The sequence below is a fragment of the Paraburkholderia tropica genome, assembly GCF_914484835.1.
In the GTDB taxonomy this organism is placed as follows: Bacteria; Pseudomonadota; Gammaproteobacteria; order Burkholderiales; family Burkholderiaceae; genus Paraburkholderia; species Paraburkholderia tropica_A.
Window position 1 is genome coordinate 275,947 of record NZ_CAJZAR010000062.1, and the last position, 22,705, is coordinate 298,651.

General features: G+C 64.6%; 22 protein-coding genes. 17 read left to right on the plus strand and 5 right to left on the minus strand.

The genetic code is table 11. The annotated features are described in order from the left end of the window. Positions 1–46: 46 nt before the first annotated feature. The 9 genes from LDO54_RS22275 (at position 47) to LDO54_RS22315 (ending at position 10,251) form a co-directional block, all read left to right on the plus strand. Positions 47–1,312 (plus strand): aromatic ring-hydroxylating oxygenase subunit alpha, encoded by a 1,266-nt coding sequence (locus tag LDO54_RS22275; RefSeq protein ID WP_224012827.1) that lies wholly within the window; start codon positions 47–49, stop codon positions 1,310–1,312. A 15-nt stretch (positions 1,313–1,327) separates the two neighbouring features. After that, positions 1,328–2,407 (plus strand): ABC transporter permease, encoded by a 1,080-nt coding sequence (locus LDO54_RS22280; protein WP_224012828.1) that lies wholly within the window; start codon positions 1,328–1,330, stop codon positions 2,405–2,407. Then, complete coding sequence (locus LDO54_RS22285; RefSeq protein ID WP_224012829.1) at positions 2,404–3,339, plus strand: ABC transporter permease; 936 nt, start codon at positions 2,404–2,406, stop codon at positions 3,337–3,339. The genes LDO54_RS22280 and LDO54_RS22285 overlap by 4 nt, the downstream gene beginning before the upstream one ends. Continuing rightward, positions 3,336–5,255: an ABC transporter ATP-binding protein gene (locus tag LDO54_RS22290; RefSeq protein ID WP_224012830.1), complete on the plus strand. Its 1,920-nt coding sequence runs from the start codon at positions 3,336–3,338 to the stop codon at positions 5,253–5,255. Before LDO54_RS22285 ends, LDO54_RS22290 begins: the two co-directional genes overlap by 4 nt. Next, a complete protein-coding gene (ygiD, locus tag LDO54_RS22295; protein WP_224012831.1) occupies positions 5,252–6,070 on the plus strand; it encodes a 4,5-DOPA dioxygenase extradiol in 819 nt (272 codons plus the stop codon). The genes LDO54_RS22290 and ygiD overlap by 4 nt, the downstream gene beginning before the upstream one ends. Continuing rightward, complete coding sequence (locus LDO54_RS22300; protein WP_224012832.1) at positions 6,067–7,059, plus strand: PDR/VanB family oxidoreductase; 993 nt, start codon at positions 6,067–6,069, stop codon at positions 7,057–7,059. The genes ygiD and LDO54_RS22300 overlap by 4 nt, the downstream gene beginning before the upstream one ends. Positions 7,060–7,109: 50 nt before the next feature. Then, positions 7,110–8,189, plus strand: coding sequence for an acetamidase/formamidase family protein (locus tag LDO54_RS22305; protein WP_224012833.1), 1,080 nt, complete (start codon positions 7,110–7,112; stop codon positions 8,187–8,189). Further along, positions 8,186–9,091: a LysR family transcriptional regulator gene (locus tag LDO54_RS22310; RefSeq protein ID WP_224012834.1), complete on the plus strand. Its 906-nt coding sequence runs from the start codon at positions 8,186–8,188 to the stop codon at positions 9,089–9,091. Before LDO54_RS22305 ends, LDO54_RS22310 begins: the two co-directional genes overlap by 4 nt. Before the next feature lie 212 nt (positions 9,092–9,303). After that, a complete protein-coding gene (locus LDO54_RS22315) occupies positions 9,304–10,251 on the plus strand; it encodes a helix-turn-helix domain-containing protein (RefSeq protein ID WP_224012835.1) in 948 nt (315 codons plus the stop codon). A 125-nt stretch (positions 10,252–10,376) separates the two neighbouring features. Here LDO54_RS22315 and LDO54_RS22320 read toward each other — a convergent pair whose 3' ends face one another. Both LDO54_RS22320 and LDO54_RS22325 read right to left on the minus strand, forming a co-directional pair. Beyond that, positions 10,377–11,036 carry an NADPH-dependent F420 reductase gene (locus LDO54_RS22320; RefSeq protein WP_224012996.1) on the minus strand — a complete coding sequence of 220 codons (660 nt, stop codon included), beginning with the start codon at positions 11,034–11,036 and terminating at the stop codon, positions 10,377–10,379. Between the two features lie 129 nt (positions 11,037–11,165). Beyond that, complete coding sequence (locus LDO54_RS22325) at positions 11,166–12,128, minus strand: LysR family transcriptional regulator (RefSeq protein WP_224012836.1); 963 nt, start codon at positions 12,126–12,128, stop codon at positions 11,166–11,168. Positions 12,129–12,204: 76 nt separating this feature from the next. Between LDO54_RS22325 and LDO54_RS22330 the strand changes: the two genes are divergently transcribed. Continuing rightward, the gene (locus tag LDO54_RS22330) at positions 12,205–12,525 is read left to right on the plus strand and encodes a DUF2798 domain-containing protein (RefSeq protein WP_436975644.1); all 321 of its coding nucleotides are present in this window, start codon (positions 12,205–12,207) and stop codon (positions 12,523–12,525) included. Between the two features lie 255 nt (positions 12,526–12,780). Then, positions 12,781–14,574, plus strand: coding sequence for a B12-binding domain-containing radical SAM protein (locus LDO54_RS22335; RefSeq protein WP_224012837.1), 1,794 nt, complete (start codon positions 12,781–12,783; stop codon positions 14,572–14,574). Between the two features lie 80 nt (positions 14,575–14,654). Here the strand turns inward: LDO54_RS22335 and LDO54_RS22340 are convergent, their stop codons facing one another. After that, on the minus strand, positions 14,655–15,671 hold the full coding sequence (locus LDO54_RS22340; RefSeq protein WP_224012838.1) for a nodulation protein NodZ: 1,017 nt from the start codon (positions 15,669–15,671) through the stop codon (positions 14,655–14,657). Positions 15,672–16,030: 359 nt separating this feature from the next. Here LDO54_RS22340 and LDO54_RS22345 point away from each other — a divergent pair, with 359 nt between their 5' ends. After that, the gene (locus tag LDO54_RS22345) at positions 16,031–16,813 is read left to right on the plus strand and encodes a DeoR/GlpR family DNA-binding transcription regulator (protein WP_436975645.1); all 783 of its coding nucleotides are present in this window, start codon (positions 16,031–16,033) and stop codon (positions 16,811–16,813) included. 63 nt (positions 16,814–16,876) lie between these two features. Next, positions 16,877–18,019: an MFS transporter gene (locus tag LDO54_RS22350; protein ID WP_224012840.1), complete on the plus strand. Its 1,143-nt coding sequence runs from the start codon at positions 16,877–16,879 to the stop codon at positions 18,017–18,019. A 189-nt stretch (positions 18,020–18,208) separates the two neighbouring features. Here LDO54_RS22350 and LDO54_RS22355 read toward each other — a convergent pair whose 3' ends face one another. Then, positions 18,209–18,517 (minus strand): hypothetical protein, encoded by a 309-nt coding sequence (locus LDO54_RS22355; protein WP_224012841.1) that lies wholly within the window; start codon positions 18,515–18,517, stop codon positions 18,209–18,211. 191 nt (positions 18,518–18,708) lie between these two features. Beyond that, entirely contained in the window at positions 18,709–19,608 is a 900-nt protein-coding gene (locus LDO54_RS22360; RefSeq protein ID WP_224012842.1) for a LysR family transcriptional regulator, read from the minus strand. Between the two features lie 182 nt (positions 19,609–19,790). On the opposite strand from LDO54_RS22360, the gene LDO54_RS22365 reads away from it, so the two are divergent. From LDO54_RS22365 to LDO54_RS22380, 4 genes are all read left to right on the plus strand, one after another. Continuing rightward, a complete protein-coding gene (locus tag LDO54_RS22365; protein ID WP_224012843.1) occupies positions 19,791–20,252 on the plus strand; it encodes a (R)-mandelonitrile lyase in 462 nt (153 codons plus the stop codon). A gap of 35 nt (positions 20,253–20,287) precedes the next feature. Continuing rightward, the gene (locus LDO54_RS22370) at positions 20,288–21,025 is read left to right on the plus strand and encodes an SDR family oxidoreductase (RefSeq protein ID WP_224012844.1); all 738 of its coding nucleotides are present in this window, start codon (positions 20,288–20,290) and stop codon (positions 21,023–21,025) included. 73 nt (positions 21,026–21,098) lie between these two features. After that, positions 21,099–21,326, plus strand: coding sequence for a tautomerase family protein (locus LDO54_RS22375; protein WP_224012845.1), 228 nt, complete (start codon positions 21,099–21,101; stop codon positions 21,324–21,326). Between the two features lie 11 nt (positions 21,327–21,337). Continuing rightward, positions 21,338–22,522 carry an arabinose transporter gene (locus tag LDO54_RS22380; protein ID WP_224012846.1) on the plus strand — a complete coding sequence of 395 codons (1,185 nt, stop codon included), beginning with the start codon at positions 21,338–21,340 and terminating at the stop codon, positions 22,520–22,522. Positions 22,523–22,705: the final 183 nt, after the last annotated feature.

Sequence of the window (22,705 nt, forward strand, 5' to 3'; positions counted from 1 at the left end):
GCGCGGCTCAAACGCGCAGTTAAACGCTTATCGCAGAGAACCACCGATGAAGAACCGATCCCTGAATCCGAAGTACGACGCAGCGTTCTTCGCCGCGCTCGACCGCTCCGCCGTGCCCGTGAGCCAGGCGGAAACCTTGCCGCCCGACTGCTACACCGACGCCGAATTCTTCGAGTTCGAGAAAGAGGCGCTGTTCAACCACGAATGGCTCTGCGTGGGCCGCGAGGAATGGCTCAAGCAGCCCGGCGATTACTTCACCACGTCGATCGTCGGCGAGCCGCTCGTCATCACGCGCAATGCGCGCCGCGAGATCAAGGCGATGTCGTCGGTGTGCCAGCATCGCGCGATGGTCGTCGCCGAAGGATTCGGCAATGCGCGCGCGCTGCTGTGCCCGTATCACCACTGGGCGTATTCGCTCGACGGCGAATTGATCGCCGCGCCCGCGATGGACGAAACCGAGGGCTTCGAGAAGAAGGACTTCTGTCTGCCGACCATGCAGGTCGAATGCTGGCAGGGCTTTATCTTCATCAACTTCGATCACGACGCGCCGCCGCTCGCGCCGCGCCTCGCCGCGCTCGACGCCGTGCTCGCGCACTTCGATCTCGCCAACGCCGAAGGCCCGCGCCCGGAGAAGCCGTTCCACTTTCCGTGGAACTGGAAGGTGATGTTCGAGAACAACAACGACGGCTATCACGCGAACCGTCTGCATCACGGCCCGCTGCACGATTTCGTGCCGAGCGCGCTCGCCACCTTCCCGACCGATCTGCCGAAGGACACGGCCGGTTATTACCGGTTCAACGGCACGCTGCATCCCGACGCTGCGTTCAACCCCACGCAGAAGGCGCTGTTCCCGATCTTCCCGAAGCTCACCGACGAGGAGCGCCATCGCATGGCGTTCGCGAATCTGCCGCCGACGCTCTCGCTCGTGCTCTCGTGCGACAGCGTGATCTACATGATCCTGCGCGCGGATTCGGCGGGCACGCATCATCTCGATCAGGGCGTGCTCTATGCGCCCGGCGCGATGAAGGACCCGCTGTTCGAGAAGCGCGTGGAGATGAGCATGAGCGCGGTCTCGGACATCATCGCGCAGGATCTGCATGTCGATGAGATGGTGCAGGTCGGTCTGCAATCGCGTTACGCCGTGCGCGGGCGCTATTCGTGGCAGGAGCGCGCGCAGCAGGAACTGAACGCGTGGCTCGTGCCGCGTTATCAGACCGCGTATGCGCGTTTGAGCGAGACGGCGGAAACGACGGCAGCGGCGACGAGCATCGCGCAAAGCAAGCTCGCCGATATCGCCGTGACGGTCGCCTGAGCGGAGGACGTGCAGATGGAGACGCCAATGCAGACGCAGATCGGCACGCCGATAACCAATCACGCCGCAACACAAAGCGCGGCGGCCCGCTTCGCCTGGCGTTTCATAACGCGGCTGATCCGACGCGCCGCGATTCTGGCCGCCGTCTCGGTGGTGATCTTCGCCACGCTGCGTCTCCTGCACGCCGATCCGGCGGCGATGCTGCTGCCCGCCAACGCGACGCTCGAACAGGTCGCGGCGATGCGCCATCAGCTTGGCCTCGATCAGCCGATTGCCGTGCAGTATCTGCATTGGCTCGGCGGCATGCTGCACGGCGACTTCGGACGCTCGATGCAGAACGGCCAGCCCGTGGCCGCGCTGATCGGCGCCGCGCTGCCCACGACGCTGCAACTGCTCGCGCTCGGCCTGCTGCTTGGCGTGAGCGCGGGCGTGGGCAGCGCGCTCTACGCGTTCAGCCGGCGCGGCACTTTCGCGGAGCGGCTGTGCGAACTCGTCAACGGCGTGGCGATGGCGGTGCCCGATTTTCTCTGGGGCATTCTGTTCGTGCTGCTGTTCGGCATCGCGCTGCGCTGGCTGCCGTTTCTCGGTCCGATCGACAACGTCTACATCGTCGCGCGCCACACGGGCTTTCTGCTGATCGACACGCTGATCGACGGGCAATTCGCCGCCTTCGGCAACGCGCTGCTGCATCTCGTGCTGCCGTGCGTCGCGCTCGCGCTCGGCATCGCGCCGCCGCTCATGCGCATCCTGCGTTCGAGCCTGCTCGACACGTGGGCCGAGGAATACGTGCACGCGGCGCGTCTGCGCGGCCTGAGCGAAGCGCAGATCCTGCGCCGCCACGGCTGGCGCAACGCCGCGCTGCCCACGCTCAACCTGCTTGCGATGCAGGCGAGTCTGCTGATCGGCGGCACGCTGCTGATCGAAAAAGTGTTCGGTCTGCCCGGCATCGGCGCGCTGATGATCAACGCCATCGGCTCGCGCGATCTGCCCGTGATCGAAGCGCTCGCGCTGATCTACGCCGTGGTCGTGCAGTGCGCGAACGCCGCCGCCGACGCGCTCGAAGTCCTGCTCAACCCGCGCCTGAGGATTCAATGAGTACGCCGCTTCCTCCCCATGCCGCGGCCGATCTGTCGACCGCACATCCGAACGCCGCGCCGTCCTGGCGCACGACGCTGCGCCGCGTGCTGCACGAGCCGCGCGTGTTGTTCGGCGCGTTCGTGCTGTGCGCGATCGTGTTCGCCGCCGTCGCCGCGCCGCTGATCGCGCCGTTTCACCCCGACGATCAGGATCTGCTCAATACCTTGCTGCCGCCCGCGTGGATGCCCGGCGGCATGCGCGAGCACTGGTTCGGCACCGATTCGCTCGGCCGCGACGTGCTGAGCCTCGCGCTCTACGGCACACGCATTGCCGTGCTGGTGGGCGGCATCGCGCCGCTCGGCACCGCGCTGGTGGGCGGCGCGCTCGCGCTGCTCGCGGGCTGGTGCGGCGGCAAGGTCGACTGGTTCGTGCTGCGCGTCGTGGAGGTGTGGATGTCGTTTCCCGCCGTGGTGCTCGCGCTCGTGCTGGTCGTGGCGCTGTCGCCGAGCGAGACCAACGTCATCATCGCGCTGATTTTCGTCGACTGGACGCGCTTTTGCCGCGTGCTGCGCGCGGAGATCGTCGTGATCCGACGCCGCGATTACGTGGCCGCCGCGCGCATCGCCGGGGCGAGCCCGCTCGGCATCGTCGTGCGCGATGTGCTGCCGGGCGTGCTGCCCGCGCTCATCACGCTGATGAGTCTCGAAGTGGGCATCGCCATCGTCGCGGAATGCAGTCTCTCGTTTATCGGCCTGACCGGCAATGCCGCGAATCCCGGCTGGGGCGGCATGATTTCCGATGGTCTCGCCAATGTGTTCGCCGCGCCCTGGGGCTTGATCCTGCCGATCGCCTGCATGGTGCTGACCGTGGTGGCGACGACCTTCCTCGGCGAAGGGCTGCGCCGCACCACCGATTCGCGGCTCATCGAGCGCACGGAGTCCGCGTCATGATCGCGCTGTTTCGTTCCCTGCACGCGCATGCGCAAGGCGCGCCCGCTGGCGTGGCTTCGGCTTCGGCTTCGTCGGCTTCGAGCGACGCGCCGCTGTTGACGATCGACGCGCTCAACGTCGAGCGCAACGGCGTGGCCTTGCTGCGCGACATCACGCTGACGCTGGCGCGCGGACGCACGCTCGGCCTCGTCGGCGAATCGGGCGCGGGCAAGAGCATGCTCGGCCGCGTGCTCGCGCGCAGCCTGCCGCGCGGCTTCGCGCTGAACGCGCGGCGGCTGAATTTCGCGGGCATCGATCTGCTCGCCGCGAGCGACGCGCAGCAGCGCACGCTGCTCGGCAAGCGCATCGCCTTCATTCCGCAGGAGCCGATGAGCGCGCTCGATCCGACGCTCTCGATCGGGCGTCAGTTCGCGCTGCATCTGGCGCGGCTCGGCGTGTGCGCGAAAGAACGCCGCCAGCGCAGCATCGACGCGCTCGCCGAAGTATTGCTGCCCGATCCCGAGGCGCTGCTCGCGCGCTATCCGTTCGAACTCTCGGGCGGCATGTGCCAGCGCGTGTGCATCGCGATGGCGTTCGCGAGCAATCCCGACCTCGTGATCTCCGACGAAGCCACCACGGCGCTCGACGTGACCACGCAGCGCCATGCGGTCGAGCTGATGCGCGAGATGCAGCGGCGACGCGGCACGAGCGTGCTGTTCGTCACGCACGACATCGGCCTCGCGCTGCACGCCTGCGATGAGGTCGCCGTGCTCTACGCGGGCGATCTGGTCGAGCGCGGCGGCGTGCGCGACGTGGTGGGCGCGCCGCGTCATCCGTACACGCAGGCGCTGCTGCGCGCGAATCCGCCGCTCAAGGGCGAGCGCGTGCGCGTGGTGCCGCTCGACGGCCATATGCCGGGCTTCGAGGAAATGGCGGCGCTGGCGGGCTGCCGATTCGCCGCGCGTTGTGCGCATGCGAGCGACATTTGCACGAGCGCGCCGCCGCCCGAACAGACGCTGAGCGCCATCTCGACGGATTCGGTACCCCGCGCCGCACGCTGCGTTCACGCCGATGCCTTGCCCGACGCGCCCGCGCGCGCACCGCTGCCGCCGCAAACCGCGATGAACGCCGCGCCCTTTCTCGCGCTGCGTGGCGTGACCAAGCACTACGCCGCGCGCGGCGGCGCGAAGACGCCCGTGGCCGCGTTGCAGCCGCTCGATCTGGAGATTGCGGCGGGCGAGTTCGTCGGCGTGGTGGGCGAGAGCGGCAGCGGCAAGAGCACGCTCGGCCGCCTCGTGATGGGGCTTGAGACGCCGAGCGCGGGATCGGTGGTGCTCGACGGCGTGCCGCTCGACGCGAGCCGCGCCATGTGGGCGAAGCGCATCGACGCGATCCAGATGATCTTCCAGGACGCGCGCGCCGCGCTCAATCCGCGCCGCCGCCTCGCGAGCATCGTCACGCAGCCGATGGAAAACCGCACGCATCTGCACGTGGACCGCGCGCGCCGCGCGCTCGATCTGCTCGACGAAGTCGGCCTCGCGCCCGAACACGCGGCGCGCTTTCCGTCGCAACTGTCGGGCGGCCAGCGCCAGCGCGTGAATATCGCGCGCGCGCTGTGCGAAGTGCCGCGCCTGCTGGTCGCCGATGAAATCGTCTCGGGCCTCGACGTGTCCGTGCAGGCGCAGATCATGGAACTGCTGCTCGCGCTGCGCGAGTCGCACAAGATCGCGCTGCTGCTGATCTCGCACGATCTCGCCGTGGTGCGCTACCTCTGCTCGCGCGTGCTGGTGATGCAGCGCGGCGTAGTGGTCGAAGCGGGCCCGACCGAAAACGTGCTCAGCGATCCGCAGCATCCCTATACGCGCAGCCTCATCGCGGCGGCTCCGCACGCCGACCTGAGCGCTCCGTGCTCGACTCTCACCGCCATCGACTCATGACCTCGACTCCGTCCTCCCCGCGCATGCCCGTGATCTTTTTCGGCCACGGCAGCCCGATGAACGCCCTCGACGACAATCGCGCCACGCGCGCCTGGGCCGCGCTTGGCGCGGCAGCCGCGAAGCCGCGCGCGATCCTGATGATTTCCGCGCACTGGCTGCCGCGCGGCGTGGCCGTGACGGCGATGGACGCGCCGCGCACGATCCACGATTTCGGCGCGTTTCCGGCGGCGCTGTTCGCGCAGCGTTATCCCGCGCCCGGCGACCCCGCGCTGGCGCGGCGCATCGCCGAACTGCTCGCGCCGGAGCCCGTCACGCTCGACCAGACCTGGGGCTTCGATCACGGCACCTGGTCGGTGCTGCTGAAGGCCTATCCGAACGCCGATATCCCCGTCGTGCAACTCGGCCTCGATCGGACCCGCGACGCGCGCGCGCATTACGAACTGGGCCGCGCGCTGCGTCCGCTGCGCGACGAAGGCGTGCTGATCGCGGCGAGCGGCAACGTCGTGCACAACCTCGGCGCGATGGACTGGCGCGCGCGCGACAGCGCCTACGACTGGGCGCAATCGTTCAACGATTACATCGCCGATGCGATCGTCGCCAATCGACCCGAAGACGCGATCCGCTTCATGGAGCAGGGCGCGATGGCTGAACGCTCGGTGCCGTCGCCCGATCATTACTGGCCGCTGCTCTATGCGCTGGGCGCGCGTCATGCCGACGATCCGGTGCGGCTCGAAACGAACTTTCTCGAACACGGCTCGCTGAGCATGCTGAGCTTCATGCTCGGCGAACCGGTGCCCGCGCTGGAGGCGGTATGAATCTGCACGACGCTTCGGCCGCGCACCTCGACATGCGCCTGAGCCTGCGCGTGGCGGCGCGCGAGGACATCGCGCAGGACATCGTCGCGTTCGATCTCGAAGCCGCCGATTATCTGCCGCTGCCGGGTTTCGAGGCGGGCGCGCATATCGAAATCGATTGCGGCGGCGTGGCGCGCCAGTATTCGCTGTGCGGCGATCCGCGCGCGCCCGAGCGCTGGCGCATCGCCGTGCAGCGCGAAGCCGAAGGACGCGGCGGCTCGCGCTATCTCTGCGAGCAGGTGAAAGTCGGCGACACGCTCGACGCGCGCGGTCCGCGCAATCTGTTTCCGCTCGTGCCTGGCACGGCGCGCGCGCTGCTGATCGCGGGCGGCATCGGCCTCACGCCGATGCTCTCGATGGCCTGGGCCTTGCATTCGGCGGCGCAGGATTTCGCGCTGCACGCCTATGCGTCCGCGCCCGAGCGCCAGCCTTTCGCGGATGCGCTCTCCCGCATGCCGTGGGCCGCACGCGTGACGCAACACATCGGACGCGGCGCGGGTTTCGCCGATGTCGTGGGCGCGTTCGAACCGGGCCGCCATCTCTACGTCTGCGGGCCGTTCGCGATGATCGACGCGGTGCTCGACACGGCGCGCGCGCTCGGCTGGCCCGAGGATCACCTGCATTGCGAGCGCTTTGCCGCGCCGTCGCCGAATGCCGCTGCGCAGGCCGATCGCGCGCCCGATACGGCTTTTGAAGTCGAACTCGCGTCGAGCGGCAAACGTATTCACGTCGCGGCGGAACAGAGCGTCTGCGACGCGCTCGGCGCGGCGGGCGTCTACGTGCCGGTCTCGTGCGGCGAGGGCGTGTGCGGCTCGTGCGCGACGCGCGTGCTCGCGGGCACGCCCGAGCATCGCGACTGGTGCCTGAGCGCCGAACAGCAAGCCGCGAACACGCTCTTTACGCCGTGCTGCTCGCGCGCGGCATCGCCGCTGCTCGTGCTCGATCTTTAAACGCTCGATCTTCGAGTTATTCCCTTCCCGCTCACCGAAACGGACCTTCCATGGCACTGATTTCCTCCGAAGCCGCCGCGCGCGAGCGCGTCGAACCGGGCGCGCTGCACACGCTGCGCGCCACGCGCGAGAACGTTCACTGGGGCTACTTCGACGCCTCGCTCGCGCCCGCGCTGACCGTGCGCAGCGGCGACCTCGTCTACGCCGAAGCCGTCACGCACCACGCGGGCGACGCGCCCGAGCTGATGATGGACGAAGCGCTGCACGCGCTATGGCGCGCGATTCCCGAGCACGACCGCAATCCCGGCGTGCACATCATGACCGGCCCGATCTATGTCGCCGACGCGCAGCCGGGCGACATGCTCGAAGTGCGCTTCCTGAACCTCACGCCGCGCTGCCGCTACGGCTCGAATCTCGCGGCGAACTGGGGCTGGCTCTACAAGGAAATGGGCGAGAAGGAGCGCGTGACGATCTACGAACTGGACGAGGGCGCGAATCACGCCTCGGCGCTCTACGCCTACGATTTCAAGGGCAAGTACATGACGCCGGGCACGATCACGAATTGCCCGGTCTGCGACCGCGAGACGGCGCTCGACGGCGTGCGCGTGCCCGCGCGGCCGCATCTGGGCACGGCGGGCGTCGCGCCGGCGGTCGATGGACGCGTGAGCACGATTCCGCCTGGCCGTCACGGCGGCAATATCGACAACTGGCGCATCGGCGCGGGCGCGACCATGTATTACCCGGTGCAGGTGCCGGGCGCGCTCTTTTCGATCGGCGATCCGCATGTTTCGCAGGGCGATGGCGAGATCAGCGGCACGGCCATCGAGTCGTCGCTGAACGTGACGATGCAGATCGTGCTGCGCAAGGACTTCGCATTCCCGACGCCGCTGCTCGAAACCACCGATAGCTGGATCGTGCACGGCTTCGATCCGCAACTCGACCGCGCGCTGCGCAACGCGACGCTCGACACGATGCAACTGCTCGAAGATCACATCGGCCTGTCGCGCAACGACGCTTATTCGCTGCTGAGCGTGGCGGGCGATGTCGGCATCACGCAGGTCGTCGATGCGACGCTCGGCGCGCACGTGCGCCTGCCGCGCGGCATCTTCCCGAAGCTCGGCAAGAAGTGAACCGGCTGCGCGAGATCGAAGCGTTCGTGAGCGTGGTGGACTCGGGCGGCTTCGCGGCCGCCGCCGACACCGAGGGCATTTCGCGCGCGCTGGTCTCGCGCACGATTCAGGGACTGGAAACGCGACTCGGCGCGCGGCTGCTGCATCGGACCACGCGCAAGATCGCGCTCACGGCGGCGGGCGAGGCGTATTACCGTTCGTGCCGCGAGATTCTCACGCAGCTCGATCACGCCGAACGCGCGGCCCAGGGTGAACGCGAGCACGCGTCGGGCGAGTTGCGCATCAGCGCGCCTGTGAGCTTCGGCATCAAGCATCTCGCGCCGCTCTGGCCGGGCCTGCTCGTGCGCGCGCCCGATGTGCGGCCGGCCATCGCGCTGTCCGATGCATTCGTCGATATCGTGGCCGAGGGCATCGATCTCGCCATCCGCATCGCGCGGCCCGCCGAATCGTCGCTCGTGCACCGGCGCCTGGCGAGCACGCCGCTCGTGATTTGTGCGTCGCCGTCGTATCTCGCGCAGCACGGCGTGCCGCACACGCCCGCCGACCTCGCGGCGCATCGCTCGATCGCTTACGGACACGTCGCGGAGCGCGGCGAATGGCGTCTGCTCGACCACGCCACCGGATGCGAGCAGATGGGCCGCCCGCATCCTGCGATGACCGCCAACAACGGCGAAACCTGCGTGGCCGCCGCCGAAGCGGGCCTCGGCCTCGTGCTCCAGCCCGCGTTTCTCGTCATGGACAGCCTCGCGCGCGGCACGCTGGTGAGCGTGCTGGAAGCGTTTGCGCCCGCGCCCATTGGCATCTACGCCGTGTATCCGAGCCGCCATCAGCTGCCCGCCAAGACGCGCGTGACGATCGACTATCTCGCCGAGCAGTGGCAGGGCGCGCCGTGGACGGCATAAGTGGACGGTCTGATCGGGCGGCATACGCGGACGGCGAGCGCGTTCAGCACGGTGCGAGGCATGCACTCATACGGAACGCATAGACGCCCGTTTGGGGCAATCGGCGGACAATCGGCGGCCGCGACGCGCGCCAACACGCCGAAAACCGCTGTTCACGCTGGCGCGACAATTGCATAGCTTGATCTGCATCAATGTTCACGCGGAGGCTATGCATGTCGCTGAAGTCCTGGCATTTTTCCACGCAAGCGGGTACGGCCGATCAGCGGTCGCACGTGTGGCGCGAGGCGATGGATACGGTCTGTCTGCCGTCGAGCATGATGCCGGTCGACGAGCACTTCAGCGGCGACGTGGTGGGCATCGAGTCGCCGGTCGGTATCGAGTTCTCGCGCGTGCGCGCGACGCCGCTGACCATTTCCGGTAGCGCGCGCAACGATCACGCGGCGCTGTGGCTCGCGCTGCTGCTCGACGGGCAGTCGGTGTTTCTCGAATCGGGCGAGCGCGTGGAAGTTTCGCGCGGCGACATGCTCTACGGCCCGTGCGGCCGCGATTCCACACTCGAACTCTGCGCCGACTTCCGCCTGCTCTACGTGCGCGTGCCGATGACGCTGCTGCCGCCGCGCCTCGTCGATCCGCGCCTGCTCGCGTGCGGGATCCTGCCCGGCAACGCGGGGCTCACGCGCGTGCTGGGCGGCATGCTGCAGGCGGTGGGCGAGGAACTGGAGTCGTTCGAGGCGAGCGACCTGCATCCCGTGGAAGTCGCGCTGGCCGAGTTTCTGACCGCGAGTCTCGCGCGCCTGCTCGATACGCCAGGACTCGGCGATCATCGGCGCACCGCGCATTTTCTGCGTATTTGCGAGTCGATCGACCGGCAACTCGGCGACGCCGATCTCTCGCTCAATCAGATCACGGACCAGCATCGCGTCTCGTCGCGCTATGTGCAGAAGCTGTTCGCCGATGTGGGCCTGAGTTTTACGGGCTATCTGCGCGACAAGCGGCTCGAACGCTGTAGCCAGGACTTGAGGAGTCCGGCGCATCGTGCGTTGTCGGTGTCGGAGATCTGCTTTCGATGGGGCTTTAACGACGCCGCGCATTTCAGCCGCACATTCCGCGCGCGTTTCGATATGACGCCGCGCGAGTGCCGGCGGCGCGCGGGGCTGTGAGGCGGGCCGCTCGCGGTCGGGCGGCATAGCGGTGTCGATATGAAAACGCCGCGTTTCCTTGGGGAAACGCGGCGTTTTTTTGTTGGCGGCGGCGTTGCGGTTGGCGTGAGCCGCCGAGGCTTGCGTTAGCGCTTGATCCAGGTGGGCGCGATCTGCACGCCGAGTCCCGCGCCGTAGCCGAGATAGATGTTGAGGCCCGCAACGCTTTCGAGGTAGCGCGCGTTCTTGAGACCGCCCGCGTCGACGATCGCGAAGCCCATCGACTCGCCGAGCGCGGCGACTTGCGCCTTGGCGTCGGCGTCGTCGCTCGCGACGAACACGCTCGCGGCCTGCGAAGGGAACGCGGCGCCGCCATCGAGCACCTGCGCGAACAGCGTGTTGAACGCCTTGACGACGCGAGCCTTCGTGAGCCTGGCGATTTCCTCGCCCGCCGACGTGGTGTGACCGAGCGTGAGACCCATGTAGTCGCTGGTGAGCGGATTCGTGACGTCGACGAGCACCTTGCCGTCGAGCGCGCCGAGTTCCGCGAGCGCGGCGGCGGCGTTGTCGTAGGGCACGGCCAGCACGACGATATCGGCTTGCGATGCCGCGGACGAGAGCGGCGCCGCGTTCGCGCCATGCGCTTGCGCGACGTCGCGCGCGCCGCTCAGTTGACGTCCCGTCACGGTGACGGCGTGGCCCGCCGCGGTAAGCTGCTTGACCATCGCCTTGCCCACGTTGCCGTAACCCACCACGGTAATGTTCATTCGTTCGTTCCTCGCTGGAGTTGTGTGTGAGCGAGTAATTTACGTGGCGGGCGAGCGTGGATAAATGGCGGTGAGGTTGACGGTGTGTCAACTTGCTTCGGGCATCGGGCTTGGCGGCGAGCGCTTCGATTTAGCCCGACCGTTTCCTTCGAATTTCTCCCGACGCGGTCATTCAACGCCAGGCGGGCCGAGCGCATCAAACCGTGCTCCAACTGCATCGGTCTGGCTTTGCAACGCCTGCTCGACATACGCGATGAAGGCTCTCGCCTTGGCATTCATCGCGGATCGCTCGGCGACGCAGGCGTAGAGTTCCATCGGCTCGGGTTCGGCGTGGACGCGGCTCCGGTCGCGTGGCTCGAACAGCGTGACGAGCTTGCCGCTGTCGATCAGTGGTTGCGCCACGAAGCTCGCGAGCCGCGCGATTCCCCCGCCGTTCGCGGCGATTTGCGCGAGCATATCGATGTCGTCGCAGATGAACGCCGGGTTGACGGGCGCGTCGAAACGCCGGCCTTCGCGCACGAATCCCCACGGCAGGAAACGGCCATCGGTCGGATACCGGAAGACGACGCAGGCGTGATGTTTCAGATCCTCGGGCGTGAGGGGCACGCCCGCCTGGTTCAGATACGAGCGCGACGCACAGAACAGAAACGGTCTTGAAGCGATTCGCCGGGCGACCAGCCGATCATCGAGTTGCGCGGCGATGCGGATACTCACGTCGACGCCCTCCAGCCGGTGATCGACGGACCGGTCGGTGCTGATGAGCTCAAGGTCGATGCGCGGGTAAGCGGCCTTGAAACCGGGCATCAGCGGCGCGAGCACGTGGCGGCCAAACGCCGCCGTCGTGGCGACGCACAGCGACCCTTGCGGCGCGGCCTCGACCGTTGCCGCCTGCGAGGCCAGATCGATATCGCCTGGAATATGGCGCACCTTCGCGTAGTAACGCGCACCGCTCTCGGTCAGCGCCATGCTGCGTGTCGTCCGCGACAGCACGCGCACGCCCAGGTGTGTTTCGAGCCGCGCGATGCTCTGGCTCACGGCGGCTGCGCTGACGCCTTGCGCGCGCGCCGCCGCCGCAATGCTCCCGGTCTCCACGACGCGGATGAAGCAGTTGATCAACCCGAGAATATCCATCGTCCTGTGTCGCTCTCATCGGCTATTTCGTAAATTTTACTTATAAATGAATCAAGTCTCTTGCGGCTAGTGATGGATGGAGCGGCTTGTTACGCTGGCCGTCCGTCAAACAGCTCACGCTAAAAAGGTCGAATTCATGCCCGATGAATTGATGCAAGCCCGCGGTATTCGCTTTCCCATCGCCGCTACGCCTTATGTTTTCGCGCTTTATATGGCGACTATCATGGCGTTTCTCATGTGTCTCGTGATTACGGTCGCCGAGTTTGGTATCGACGCGCATTACATGGAAAACGTGATGAATGCGTATCGGGTGGCGATGCCATCGGCGTTTGTCTGCGTGCTGATCGTGCGTCCGGTTGTGGCCCGGCTGGTGGCGTGGACGGTGCATGCGCGCTGAAGCTGCACGCTGGACCTGCACATCGAGCCTGCACGGAAAGCGGAATGGCAATGCCGGTGTTCTTTTATTTGCAGTAACCCCGGGAACGTTTACATGACGACTCAATGCGTTGCCACTTTTTTTCTGGCAGCACAATAGGACTTTCGTCCGATAGCTCTGCCGCGCTGTTCATCGACAATGGGGCGCGAATTCCAAATGGAAGATGGGCGATCTTGACTGTTTTGTGACTTCCAGACAGGGCCGACAGTGCAGACCATGGACACGACGTACGCGACCGCTAAAGATTGTCGATTCACGCTCGTCCTCATCAAGCCGACCCATTACGACGACGACGGCTACCCGATTCAGTGGCTCCGCTCGGTCATGCCGTCCAACACGCTCGCCTGCATGTATGCGCTCGCCGATGACGCGCGAAAGCGAAACGTGCTGGGCGATGGCGTCGATATCGAGATCGAAACCTGCGACGAGACCAATCAGCGCGTGTGGCCGGCGCGCGTGATTCGCGATCTGAAATCAAAGGGCGGGAGAGCGATGATCGGGCTGGTCGGCGTTCAGTCGAACCAGTACCCGCGCGCGCTCGACCTCGCGCGTCAGTTTCGCGCCGCGGGCTTGCCGGTAGCGATCGGCGGCTTCCACGTTTCGGGCTGCATCTCCATGCTGCCCGAGATGCCCGCCGAGCTGAAGGAAGCGCAGGCGATGGGTGTGGCGCTGTTCGCGGGCGAGGCCGAGGAGCAGCGTTTCGACGAGGTGCTGCTCGACGCGTGGAATGGGGCCATGAAGCCGCTGTACAACTTCATGGACGCGTTGCCCACGCTCGAAGGCGCGCCCCAGCCTTTTCTGCCGCGCAAGCATATCGAACGCACGGCAGGCACTTATACCTCGGTCGATCTCGGTCGGGGTTGTCCGTATCAGTGCTCGTTTTGCACGATCATTAACGTGCAGGGGCACAAGAGCCGCTTTCGCACGCCTGACGATCTGGAAAGAATCATTCGCGAGAATGCCAAACAGGGCATCGACCGGTTCTTTATCACGGACGATAATTTCGCGCGCAATCACGACTGGGAAATCCTGCTCGATCGCGTAATCGAACTTCGCGAAAAGCAGGGCATTCACTGCGGCTTCACGATCCAGGTCGACACGCTCTGTCACAAGATTCCCGACTTCATTGAGAAGGCGACGCGCGCGGGTGTGCGCCGCGTATTCATCGGGCTTGAGAATATCAATCCCGAGAATCTGATTGCCGCGAAGAAGCGGCAAAACAAGATCACCGAATACCGCGCCATGCTCCAGAAGTGGCGCACGCACGGCGCGATTACCTACGCGGGCTATATCATCGGATTTCCGGCGGACACGAAAGAATCGATTCTGCGCGACATCGAAATCATCAAGCGCGAATTGCCGATCGACATTCTCGAATTCTTCATGCTCACGCCGCTTCCGGGTTCCGAGGACCATCAGACGATGGTGAAGAACGGCGAGTGGATGGACCCGGACATCAATAAATACGATACCAATCATCGCGTCACGCATCACCCGAAAATGTCGGATGCCGAATGGGAAGAAGCGTATCGGTGCGCATGGAGCGCGTTTTACTCGTACGAGCACATCCGCACGATCGTGAAGCGCGCCGCGCAGATTCCGAATGGCCGGCCGAAGACGATCATGCGCACCATCGCCTGGTTCAGACTGATGATCGAACACGAGGGCGTGCATCCGCTCGAAGGCGGCGCGCTGCGAATGAAGCACCGTCGAGATCGCCGTTGGGGGCTGCCGGTCGAATCGCCGCTTCGCTTCTATCCGCGCTACTGGAGCGAGACCGTTGTCAAGGCGGGCAAGTATCTGCGCTTCTACCTGAAGACAGAGACGACCCTTCGGGCAGTCATGAAGTCGGCGGATCGCTACGCCTACACGGATCTCGCTATCACGCCGCTACAGGACGAGGAGTTCGAGCAGCTTGGGCTCTTTCACGCTACGAGCGGTGGCGAGGCGGCGCTGGCGGTCCACCACCGGCGTATTGCCATCCGCTCGACGGGGCCGACTGCCGCGTGATTTTTTTGGCGGCTCAATGCTGCCAACTGAACCGGTAGTCGCGCCGATACCGGCGCGCGCGCACTCACGCACTCACGCACTCAAGCGATCGTCCGGTTGCCCGCAAAGGGCAATTCGGCACTGGCGGATTCGATTTCGTGAATGACGCGATCGCTGCCGTGGTTCATCTGCTCGTTCCAGATCTGACTATCGGGAAACCAGAAAGCATCTTGACGCGGCGGCACGGCGAGTTTCACTCGCAGCGATGGATTGAATATCTTCGACCACGCCGAGAGATAGGACGGCGTCTTGATCAGCGATCCGCATTGGGCGAGCAGCAGGCTCGTCACGAGGGCTTCGCGGCCGATCGCGAGTCCTGGATGGCCGCTGAAGTGAACGGGCTTCTCACCGCTCGCAAGCAGCGTGGCGGGCGCGACGCTGACCGGCACGGCGAATCCCCAATTCACGAAGAAGTCGAGAAACGCCGCCTCGTCGCTCGATACGAAGAGATTGGTGAGGTGGGGTTCGTCGGCGAGCGTTTTCTCGACCAGACGGCAAAACGCGTCCCGCTCGATTGTATGGGCTTCGAAGCGTTTGTCGGTGCCGCGAAAATGAACGGCGAGTGTTGACGCGCCGATATCCAGCCGCTGGCGAATCTGGTCGACTTCCTCGCGGATCGATTCGGCGGGTCGATAATTCGACAGGAATAGCGCACTCGCGCGTTCGAGACCGAGGCCGTGTTCATACCGGCGGAAACCCAGATCGCCGAGATCGCGCACGACGGATGTTCGCAAACGCGGGCGCGCGGCCATCGACGCAGGTGCGAGGTTTTCGAAGCATTCGGCGAACCAGTCGATCTTGCCTTGCGCGTCGCCGTAACTGCCGCCGCGCGCGGAAATGATGGGCTTCAGATGTTTTTCATCGCAGTACAGCAGGATGCATAAAACAATCTGCATCACGGAGAAAAAGCCGGAATCCGCCCGGATCTCGATGGCGAAGTGACCGCGGTTGAGGCGCTGCACCGCGTGCAGGGAAAGCCGCGTTGGCGTATTGAGCGCATTCTTGACGCCTTCGCTGCGTCGGACGTGTCTTGCGAACCCGATGAAATCTCCAAACATGCGATTTCCCCTTGTCGCCAGTATTGGATAGCAGGCCAGCGTGAGTCTGAGCGTTGATTTGTCGCGCGTGAAAAGCGGATTCGCGCTCTCATCGGTTAATCGGGTGCTGCATTAAGCAATGGAGCGGTATGGCATTTTTATCACTTGCACCATCCTAGCCGACGTCGATGTGTGTGCTCGACTGAAAAAAATAAGGCTATGTGGGGCGCCGTACGCAGTGCGCGCTGTAATCGTTTTACGAAGCGGCAGCGGGATCGGTGTTGCCTGCTTGCCGTGTAGCCACAAGTGCAGCCGCAAGTGCAGCCGCGATGCACGTTTGTGCACGTTTACATTCTCGTTGTTGCACGATATCATTGGGCATGAACGAGGATATTCCGCTTGCCCGCCGTGAACTGATCGCCAGCCGCCTGAGCGCCGGCGAGTCCGTCGTGGCCGCCACGCTCGCTGCCGAATTCGGCGTTTCTGAAGACGCCATCCGCCGCGACCTGCGCGCGCTCGCCGCCGAAGGGCGCTGCCGCCGCGTCTACGGCGGCGCGCTGCCCGTTTCGCCCGCATCGGCGCCCATGTCCGCGCGCATGGACGCCGCGCGTGAGCGCAAGGCGGCGCTCGCGCGCGCCGCCGTCGCGCAGATCGGGCGCGGCGAGTTGCTGTTTCTCGACAGCGGCAGCACGCATCTCGCGCTCGCCGACGCGCTGCCCGAAGACCACGATCTCACCGTCGCCACCAATTCCATCGACGTCGCCGCCGCGCTGCTGCGGCGCGCCGACATCGCGCTGATCATGGTGGGCGGCGGCGTGGACCCGGTGGTGGGCGGCAGCGTCGACGCGGCGGCGGTCGCCGCCGTCGCGCAGATGAACATCGACCGCTGTTTTCTGGGCGCGTGCGCCGTGGCGCCGCAAGAAGGCGTGAGCGCGTTCGAGTTCGCCGACGCCGGTTTCAAGCGCGCGTTGCTCGCGCGCAGCCGCCACGCAACCATACTCAGCACCACGGATAAGCTCGGCGAGACGGCGGCGCACCGCGTGGCAGCCATCGACGAGATCGCAAACGTGATCGTCGAGCACGACGCGCCCGCCGCGCAAATCAAGGCGCTTACGAAGGCGGGCACGGTCGTCATCAAGGCCGAACGCCCCGACGAACGCTGAAGCGTCCGCCCGCATCCAGTCGCCCATCAAGCCACCCAACCTCATCGCATGGAGCCTGTTCCGATGGATTTCGCCGATCGTCCCGCCACGCGTCTCGCGACGCGGCTGGCTTTTCTCGTCGCCGGATTCGGCATTGCGTGCTGGGCGCCGCTGGTGCCGTTCGCGAAGCACCGGCTCGACGTGGACGACGGCCTGCTCGGCATGCTGCTGCTGTGCATCGGCCTCGGCTCGGTCGCGGCGATGATGGTCACCGGCGCGCTGAGCGCGCGCTACGGCAGCAAGCCGATTATCGTGACGAGCGGCGTCGGCCTCGCGGTGATCCTGCCGCTGCTGACCGTCGCGGCTACGCCGCTCGCGCTCGGTGTCACGCTGCTCGCATTCGGCGCGGCGCTCGGCTCGCTCGACGTCGCCATGAACGTGCACGCGGTGGAGGTCGAACGCGCGGCGCAACGGCCGCTGATGTCGGGCTTTCACGCGCTGTTCAGCGTGGGCGGCTTCGCGGGTTCGACGTTCATGACGTTTCTGCTCTCGATGCACGTCGGCGCGCTCGAAGGCACGCTGCTGTGCTCGGTGCTGATGCTGGCGGCGATGCTCGTCGCGCGTCCGCGTCTGATGCGATCGAAGCAGGTGGCGGGCGGGCCGCTGTTCGTCACGCCGCGCGGCATCGTGCTGTTGATCGCGGCGCTCACGGGCATCACGTTTCTCGCCGAAGGCGCGCTGCTCGACTGGAGCGCGCTGCTCATCACGGGCAAGGGGCTCGTGAACGCCGCACAGGGCGGCCTCGGCTACATGCTGTTCGCGATTGCGATGACGGCGGGCCGCTTGACCGGCGACGCCGTGACTGCGCGCATCGGCGACCGCGCGACGCTGATCTGGGGCGGCGCGGTGGCGGTGGCGGGGTTTGCGGTCGTGCTGCTGTCGCCGCTCGCGACGCTGGCGCTGGGGGGCTTTCTGCTGATCGGCCTCGGTGCGGCGAATATCGTGCCGGTGCTGTTCCGCCGCGCGGGTTCGCAACAGGCGATGCCGGCCGCGATGGCGATTGCTGCGATCACTACCACGGGTTACGCGGGCATTCTGGTCGGGCCTGCTGGCGTTGGGTTCGTGGCGAAGGCCGTGGGGCTGGAGACGGCGTTCTGGGTGCTGCTGGGTTTGTTGTGCATCGTGCCGTGTTGCGCGACGCTGGTGACGGCGAACGCCAAGCAATAATTCGGATATCGAATCAAAAAGTAAAAAGCGGCGCCGCCCTGCCCGGGCGAGCGCCGCAAACACGCATGCTGGCGTAGCGATGGGCGTTATCGATGCCGCCGCTCACATAATCATGGGGCGCCCGGTAGCCCCGGAATTCGATGAAACCGCAGTTGGGGCGCGCTGTAATCGTTCGAGTGGAGATACGGACTACCTGCGCCCCTTTAGCGTGAACGGCGCGAGAAGCGACTGAACGTCGACCTGCTGTCCTTGCAGTAACAGCAGCCGCGCGTGCAGCACGGTATTTTCCAGAACGAGCTTCGCGGTGCTGAGAAGGTACAGCGCGTGGATGTCGGAGGCCGGCATGCCCTCTTCGACAACGTGGTGCCGTTCTACGAGGGAACTCATAACAAGACGCCTGAGTTCTTCCTCGCCAAACGGCAAGTCCGCATAGTCTATGGGGTCCTCGGCTTCGACTTCACGCAGCATTTCAACCAGGGTGTCGGTGCTCACTTGCATGTGCAGCTCCTTGACGTCGGGTCGCGAAACACTTTCAGGCTAACGGCTTCCTCAATGGGTGTCCAGTGGGCAAACTAAACCGGCTGTGCGGACGCGCCGCGCAGCGGGCGAGCAACGAGCGCACCGCGAAATCGGGCTATCGGTGTGGTCATGCGCTGTGGCTATCCGCTGGATTGCCTCTGTGCGGTTGCCTACTTTGACCTGGAATATCGCAACGCTTCAACGAGCAGAGCGAACGCGGGCGTGGGTTGACGGCGGCTCGGGTAGTAAAGGTGATATCCAGAAAACGGCTCGCACCAATCTTCCAGTACACGGACCAGCCGGCCGTCCGAGAGATACGGTTCCATTTGGCCTTCCGTGAGATAGGCCAGGCCTCGCCCCTCAATCGCTGCATGCAGAATGAGGTGACTGCTGTTGAAGACGAGTTGACCGTCCACGCGCACGTTCAGCTTGCGCCCGCGTTTTTCGAATTCCCACGTGTAGAGCCCGCCGTGGCCAGATAGCCGAAGATTGATGCAGCCGTGGTTCGTGAGCTCCTGTGGAGTTCGCGGTGGCTTTCGTCTGGAGAAGTATTCTGGCGACCCGGCTACGGCCATGCGCATCGGCGGACCAATCCGCACCGCAATCATATCTTTCGCAATCGTTTCGCCTGGTCTCACGCCGGCGTCGAAGCGGTCTCGCACGATGTCGGTCAAGCCGTAGTCAATCAGCACCTCGACCTTGATGTCGGGATACTCATCAACCAGCTTTGCGATTGCAGGCCAGAGCACAGCTTCCGCTGCGTATTCGGTGGCCGTTAGCCGAATGACGCCGGACGGCTTTTCGCGCAATCCGCTCAGTACCATGAGTTCGCGCTGAATCTCTTCGATGCGTGGCCCGATGGACGCCATGAGTCGTTCGCCGGCTTCGGTCGGGACAACGCTGCGCGTCGTGCGCGTCAGCAAACGCATGCCGAGACGCGCTTCCAGCGCGCGAACGGTTTGACTCAACGCTGACTGGGAAACGCCGAGACGCTTTCCGGCACGTGTGAAGTTTCTTTCCTGCGCGACGACCATGAAAGCCGCCAGGTCATTCAGGTTGTCGGCCGCCATTGAGAAGTTCCTCTTATAGGTCCAATCTCATTTTAGCACCTAGTTTCTTATTAATGCCTCGCCTACATTTGAGGCACTGGGACAGCGGCTACAGGATGCGCGGGTCTCAATCGACACGTGTCGCCCGAGCGCTTGTTGCGCCATGAAGCTCGCGTCCTGACCCGAATGAATACGAGGTAACGATGAAGCATGTACTGGCAGCAGCCGCGACAGCGGCGGGCATTGCCTCGAATGCGGCGATGGCGGCCGGCATCGAAATCCGCCATGGCGCGGAGGTTCAGGCGGTCGCAGGAAAGCCGGACAACTTTACTGGCGATGCTCGCGTGAGGCCGCTTCTTCCGCCCAACGATTCCACGCGTGCGAACGTGGGTCTTGTCGATTTCGCGCCGGGCGCGCGAACCACCTGGCACACGCATCCGGCGGGGCAGCTTCTGATTGTGACCTCGGGCATGGGGTGGATACAGGAGGAGGGCGAGGAGCGCCGCGTCATCGAGTCCGGAGACGTTGTCTGGATTCCCGCCGGTGCAAAGCATTGGCATGGAGCGACCGACACAACCGCGATGAGCCATGTCGCAATGACTTACGTTGTCGACGGTAAAAACGTGGATTGGCTAGAGCCGGTCTCTGAAGACGAATATCGATAGTCATCCCAATCAAATAATCCAGAAGGAACTGTGTCATGTCATCAGGCATTGAAAACAAGGTCGTTGTAATTACGGGTGCCAGTAGCGGTCTCGGTGCTGAAACTGCGCGTTACCTCGCGAAGGCAGGGGCCAACGTCGTACTCGGTGCGCGTCGCATTGAGCGTCTCGAAGCCTTGGCGGGCGAAATTGGCCTTAGCCCACAGGCGATCCAGCAAACAGATGTGACCGACCGCAACCAGGTCCAGGCGCTGGTAGACCGCGCTATCGACCTTCATGGCCGCGTCGATGTGATTTTGAATAACGCGGGCCTCATGCCGAGTTCTATGCTCGACAAGCTCAAAGTCGATGAATGGGACCGCATGATCGACGTTAACATCAAGGGCGTTCTGTATAGCATCGCGGCGGTGCTGCCGCACATGCAGAAGCAGATGTCCGGCCAGATTATCAATGTGTCTTCGGTTGCTGGTCACAAGGTCGGTCCTGGCGGCTCGGTTTATGCGGGCACCAAATGGGCGGTGCGAGCCATCTCCGAGGGACTGCGCCAGGAAGTGAAACCCTGGAACATCCGAACCACAATCATCTCGCCGGGCGCCGTGGCGACTGAACTCACCAGCACGATTACGGACAGTGATGTCGCCGCTGGCATGGCAAAGACCTACGAAAAAGCGATTTCTGCCGGCGCTTTTGCGCGTGCTGTCGAGTTCGCCATCAGTCAGCCGGAAGACGTCGACATCAACGAGATTCTGTTTCGTCCGACAAGTCAGATATCCTGATGGTCCTGATCCCGCTGCCGTGTGGCCGTTCAGTGGCCACCTCTTCGCCGAATCAACACATAGAGGTAAGCACATGCCACACGTCATTGTGAAAGCATGGCGCGGAAAAACCGAAGCGCAGAAGCATGCGCTAGCCGTGGCGATTACACGGGAAATCGTGTCCATTCTGGGAAATGGGCCGGACTCGGTGTCAATTGCGTTTGAAGAAGTTGAGCCGAGTAGTTGGAAAGAGGCGGTCTATGTTCCAGACATTAAAGAGCGCCCGGAAATTCTGCTGAAAAAGCCCGGCTATAAAATGTAGGAAATCGTTGGATGCTGGATTCAAAAACTCTCAAGCCGAGCGAAAGCTCGGTCCTGGTGACCTTGATGCCTATCATGGCCACCGTCCTCGTCGGCTTCGCGATTATCGGTGTCGCACTGCCGGTTCTTCCTCTGCATGTTCACAACGACCTGGGCTTCGATACGTTTGTCGTTGGGCTGGTTGCAGGGACTCAATTTGCAGCGTCATTGGTCTCGCGCATCTGGGCTGGTGCGTATGCTGACCGGCATGGTGCGAAGCAGGGCGTTGTAACCGGACTGGCCGCCGCCGTCGCGGCAGGCGCGCTCTACCTGCTGTCTCTCGCGTTCGTGAAGACGCCGGTTTTGTCGGTCGCCATCTTGCTTCTGGGCCGCGTGGTTCTCGGCGGCGCGGAAAGCTTTATCATCACGGGCGCAGTATCGTGGGGATTGGCTCTTGTCGACAGGGAACACGCCGGTAAAGTCATCGCCTGGGTCGGCACAGCCATGTTTGCGTCGATGGCTTTCGGCGGTCCGATTGGGACGATGCTGTTCGACTCGTTCGGTTTTGTTGCGATCGCCTCGACCACATTGCTCCTGCCAATGCTGGTTCTGATTTATGTTGCGCCGATGCCGGGTGTGGCTCCGCATCGGTCCAGCGAGCATGCTTCGGCGAGGGCGGTGCTGCGCGCAGTCTGGCTGCCGGGGATGGGGGCGGCTTTCGCCAGTATTGGTTACTGCGCAATTCTCGCCTTCAGTTCGCTGTTCTACGCCCACATGCATTGGCAACCCGTATGGCTTGCATTCACGGCCTTCGGCATTGCGCTCATGTTCGCCCGCACAGTCGGCGGCCATCTTCCGGACAGGCTTGGCGGCGCGAAAGTCGCACTGATATTCGTGTTTATCCAGGCGGCAGGCTTGCTCGTGATGGGGCTCGCACACACGTCGCTAGTCGCGGTGACGGGCGCAGCGATAGCAGGCTTTGGCTATTCGCTGGTCTATCCCGGGCTCGGCGTAGAAGCCGTCAGGGCTACGGCTTCGCAGAACCGTGGGTTGGCAATGGGCATCTACACCGCCTTCCTCGATGTCGCGATGGCGGTCGGGAGTCCGGCACTCGGGTGGATTGGAGGTCGAGCCGGGCTTGATGCTGTGTTTCTGGCAAGCTCGGCGGTCGTTTTCTGCACAGCCGGAGTGGCGCTCATTCTGTTGAGAAGGAATTAGCCTGAGCACCCGACTAGTTTTAAGCGATGTAGTTTCAGAGCGGGCGAAGTACGCACGTCGAAACTCCATTGGCCAGGTCATCATCGCAATCGGGTTAGCGACGATCCCGCTGGCACCTTGAGCCAATCCAATAACGTTGATTCCGCAACATCAAAAAAAGCGGCGCCGCCCCACCCGGGCGAG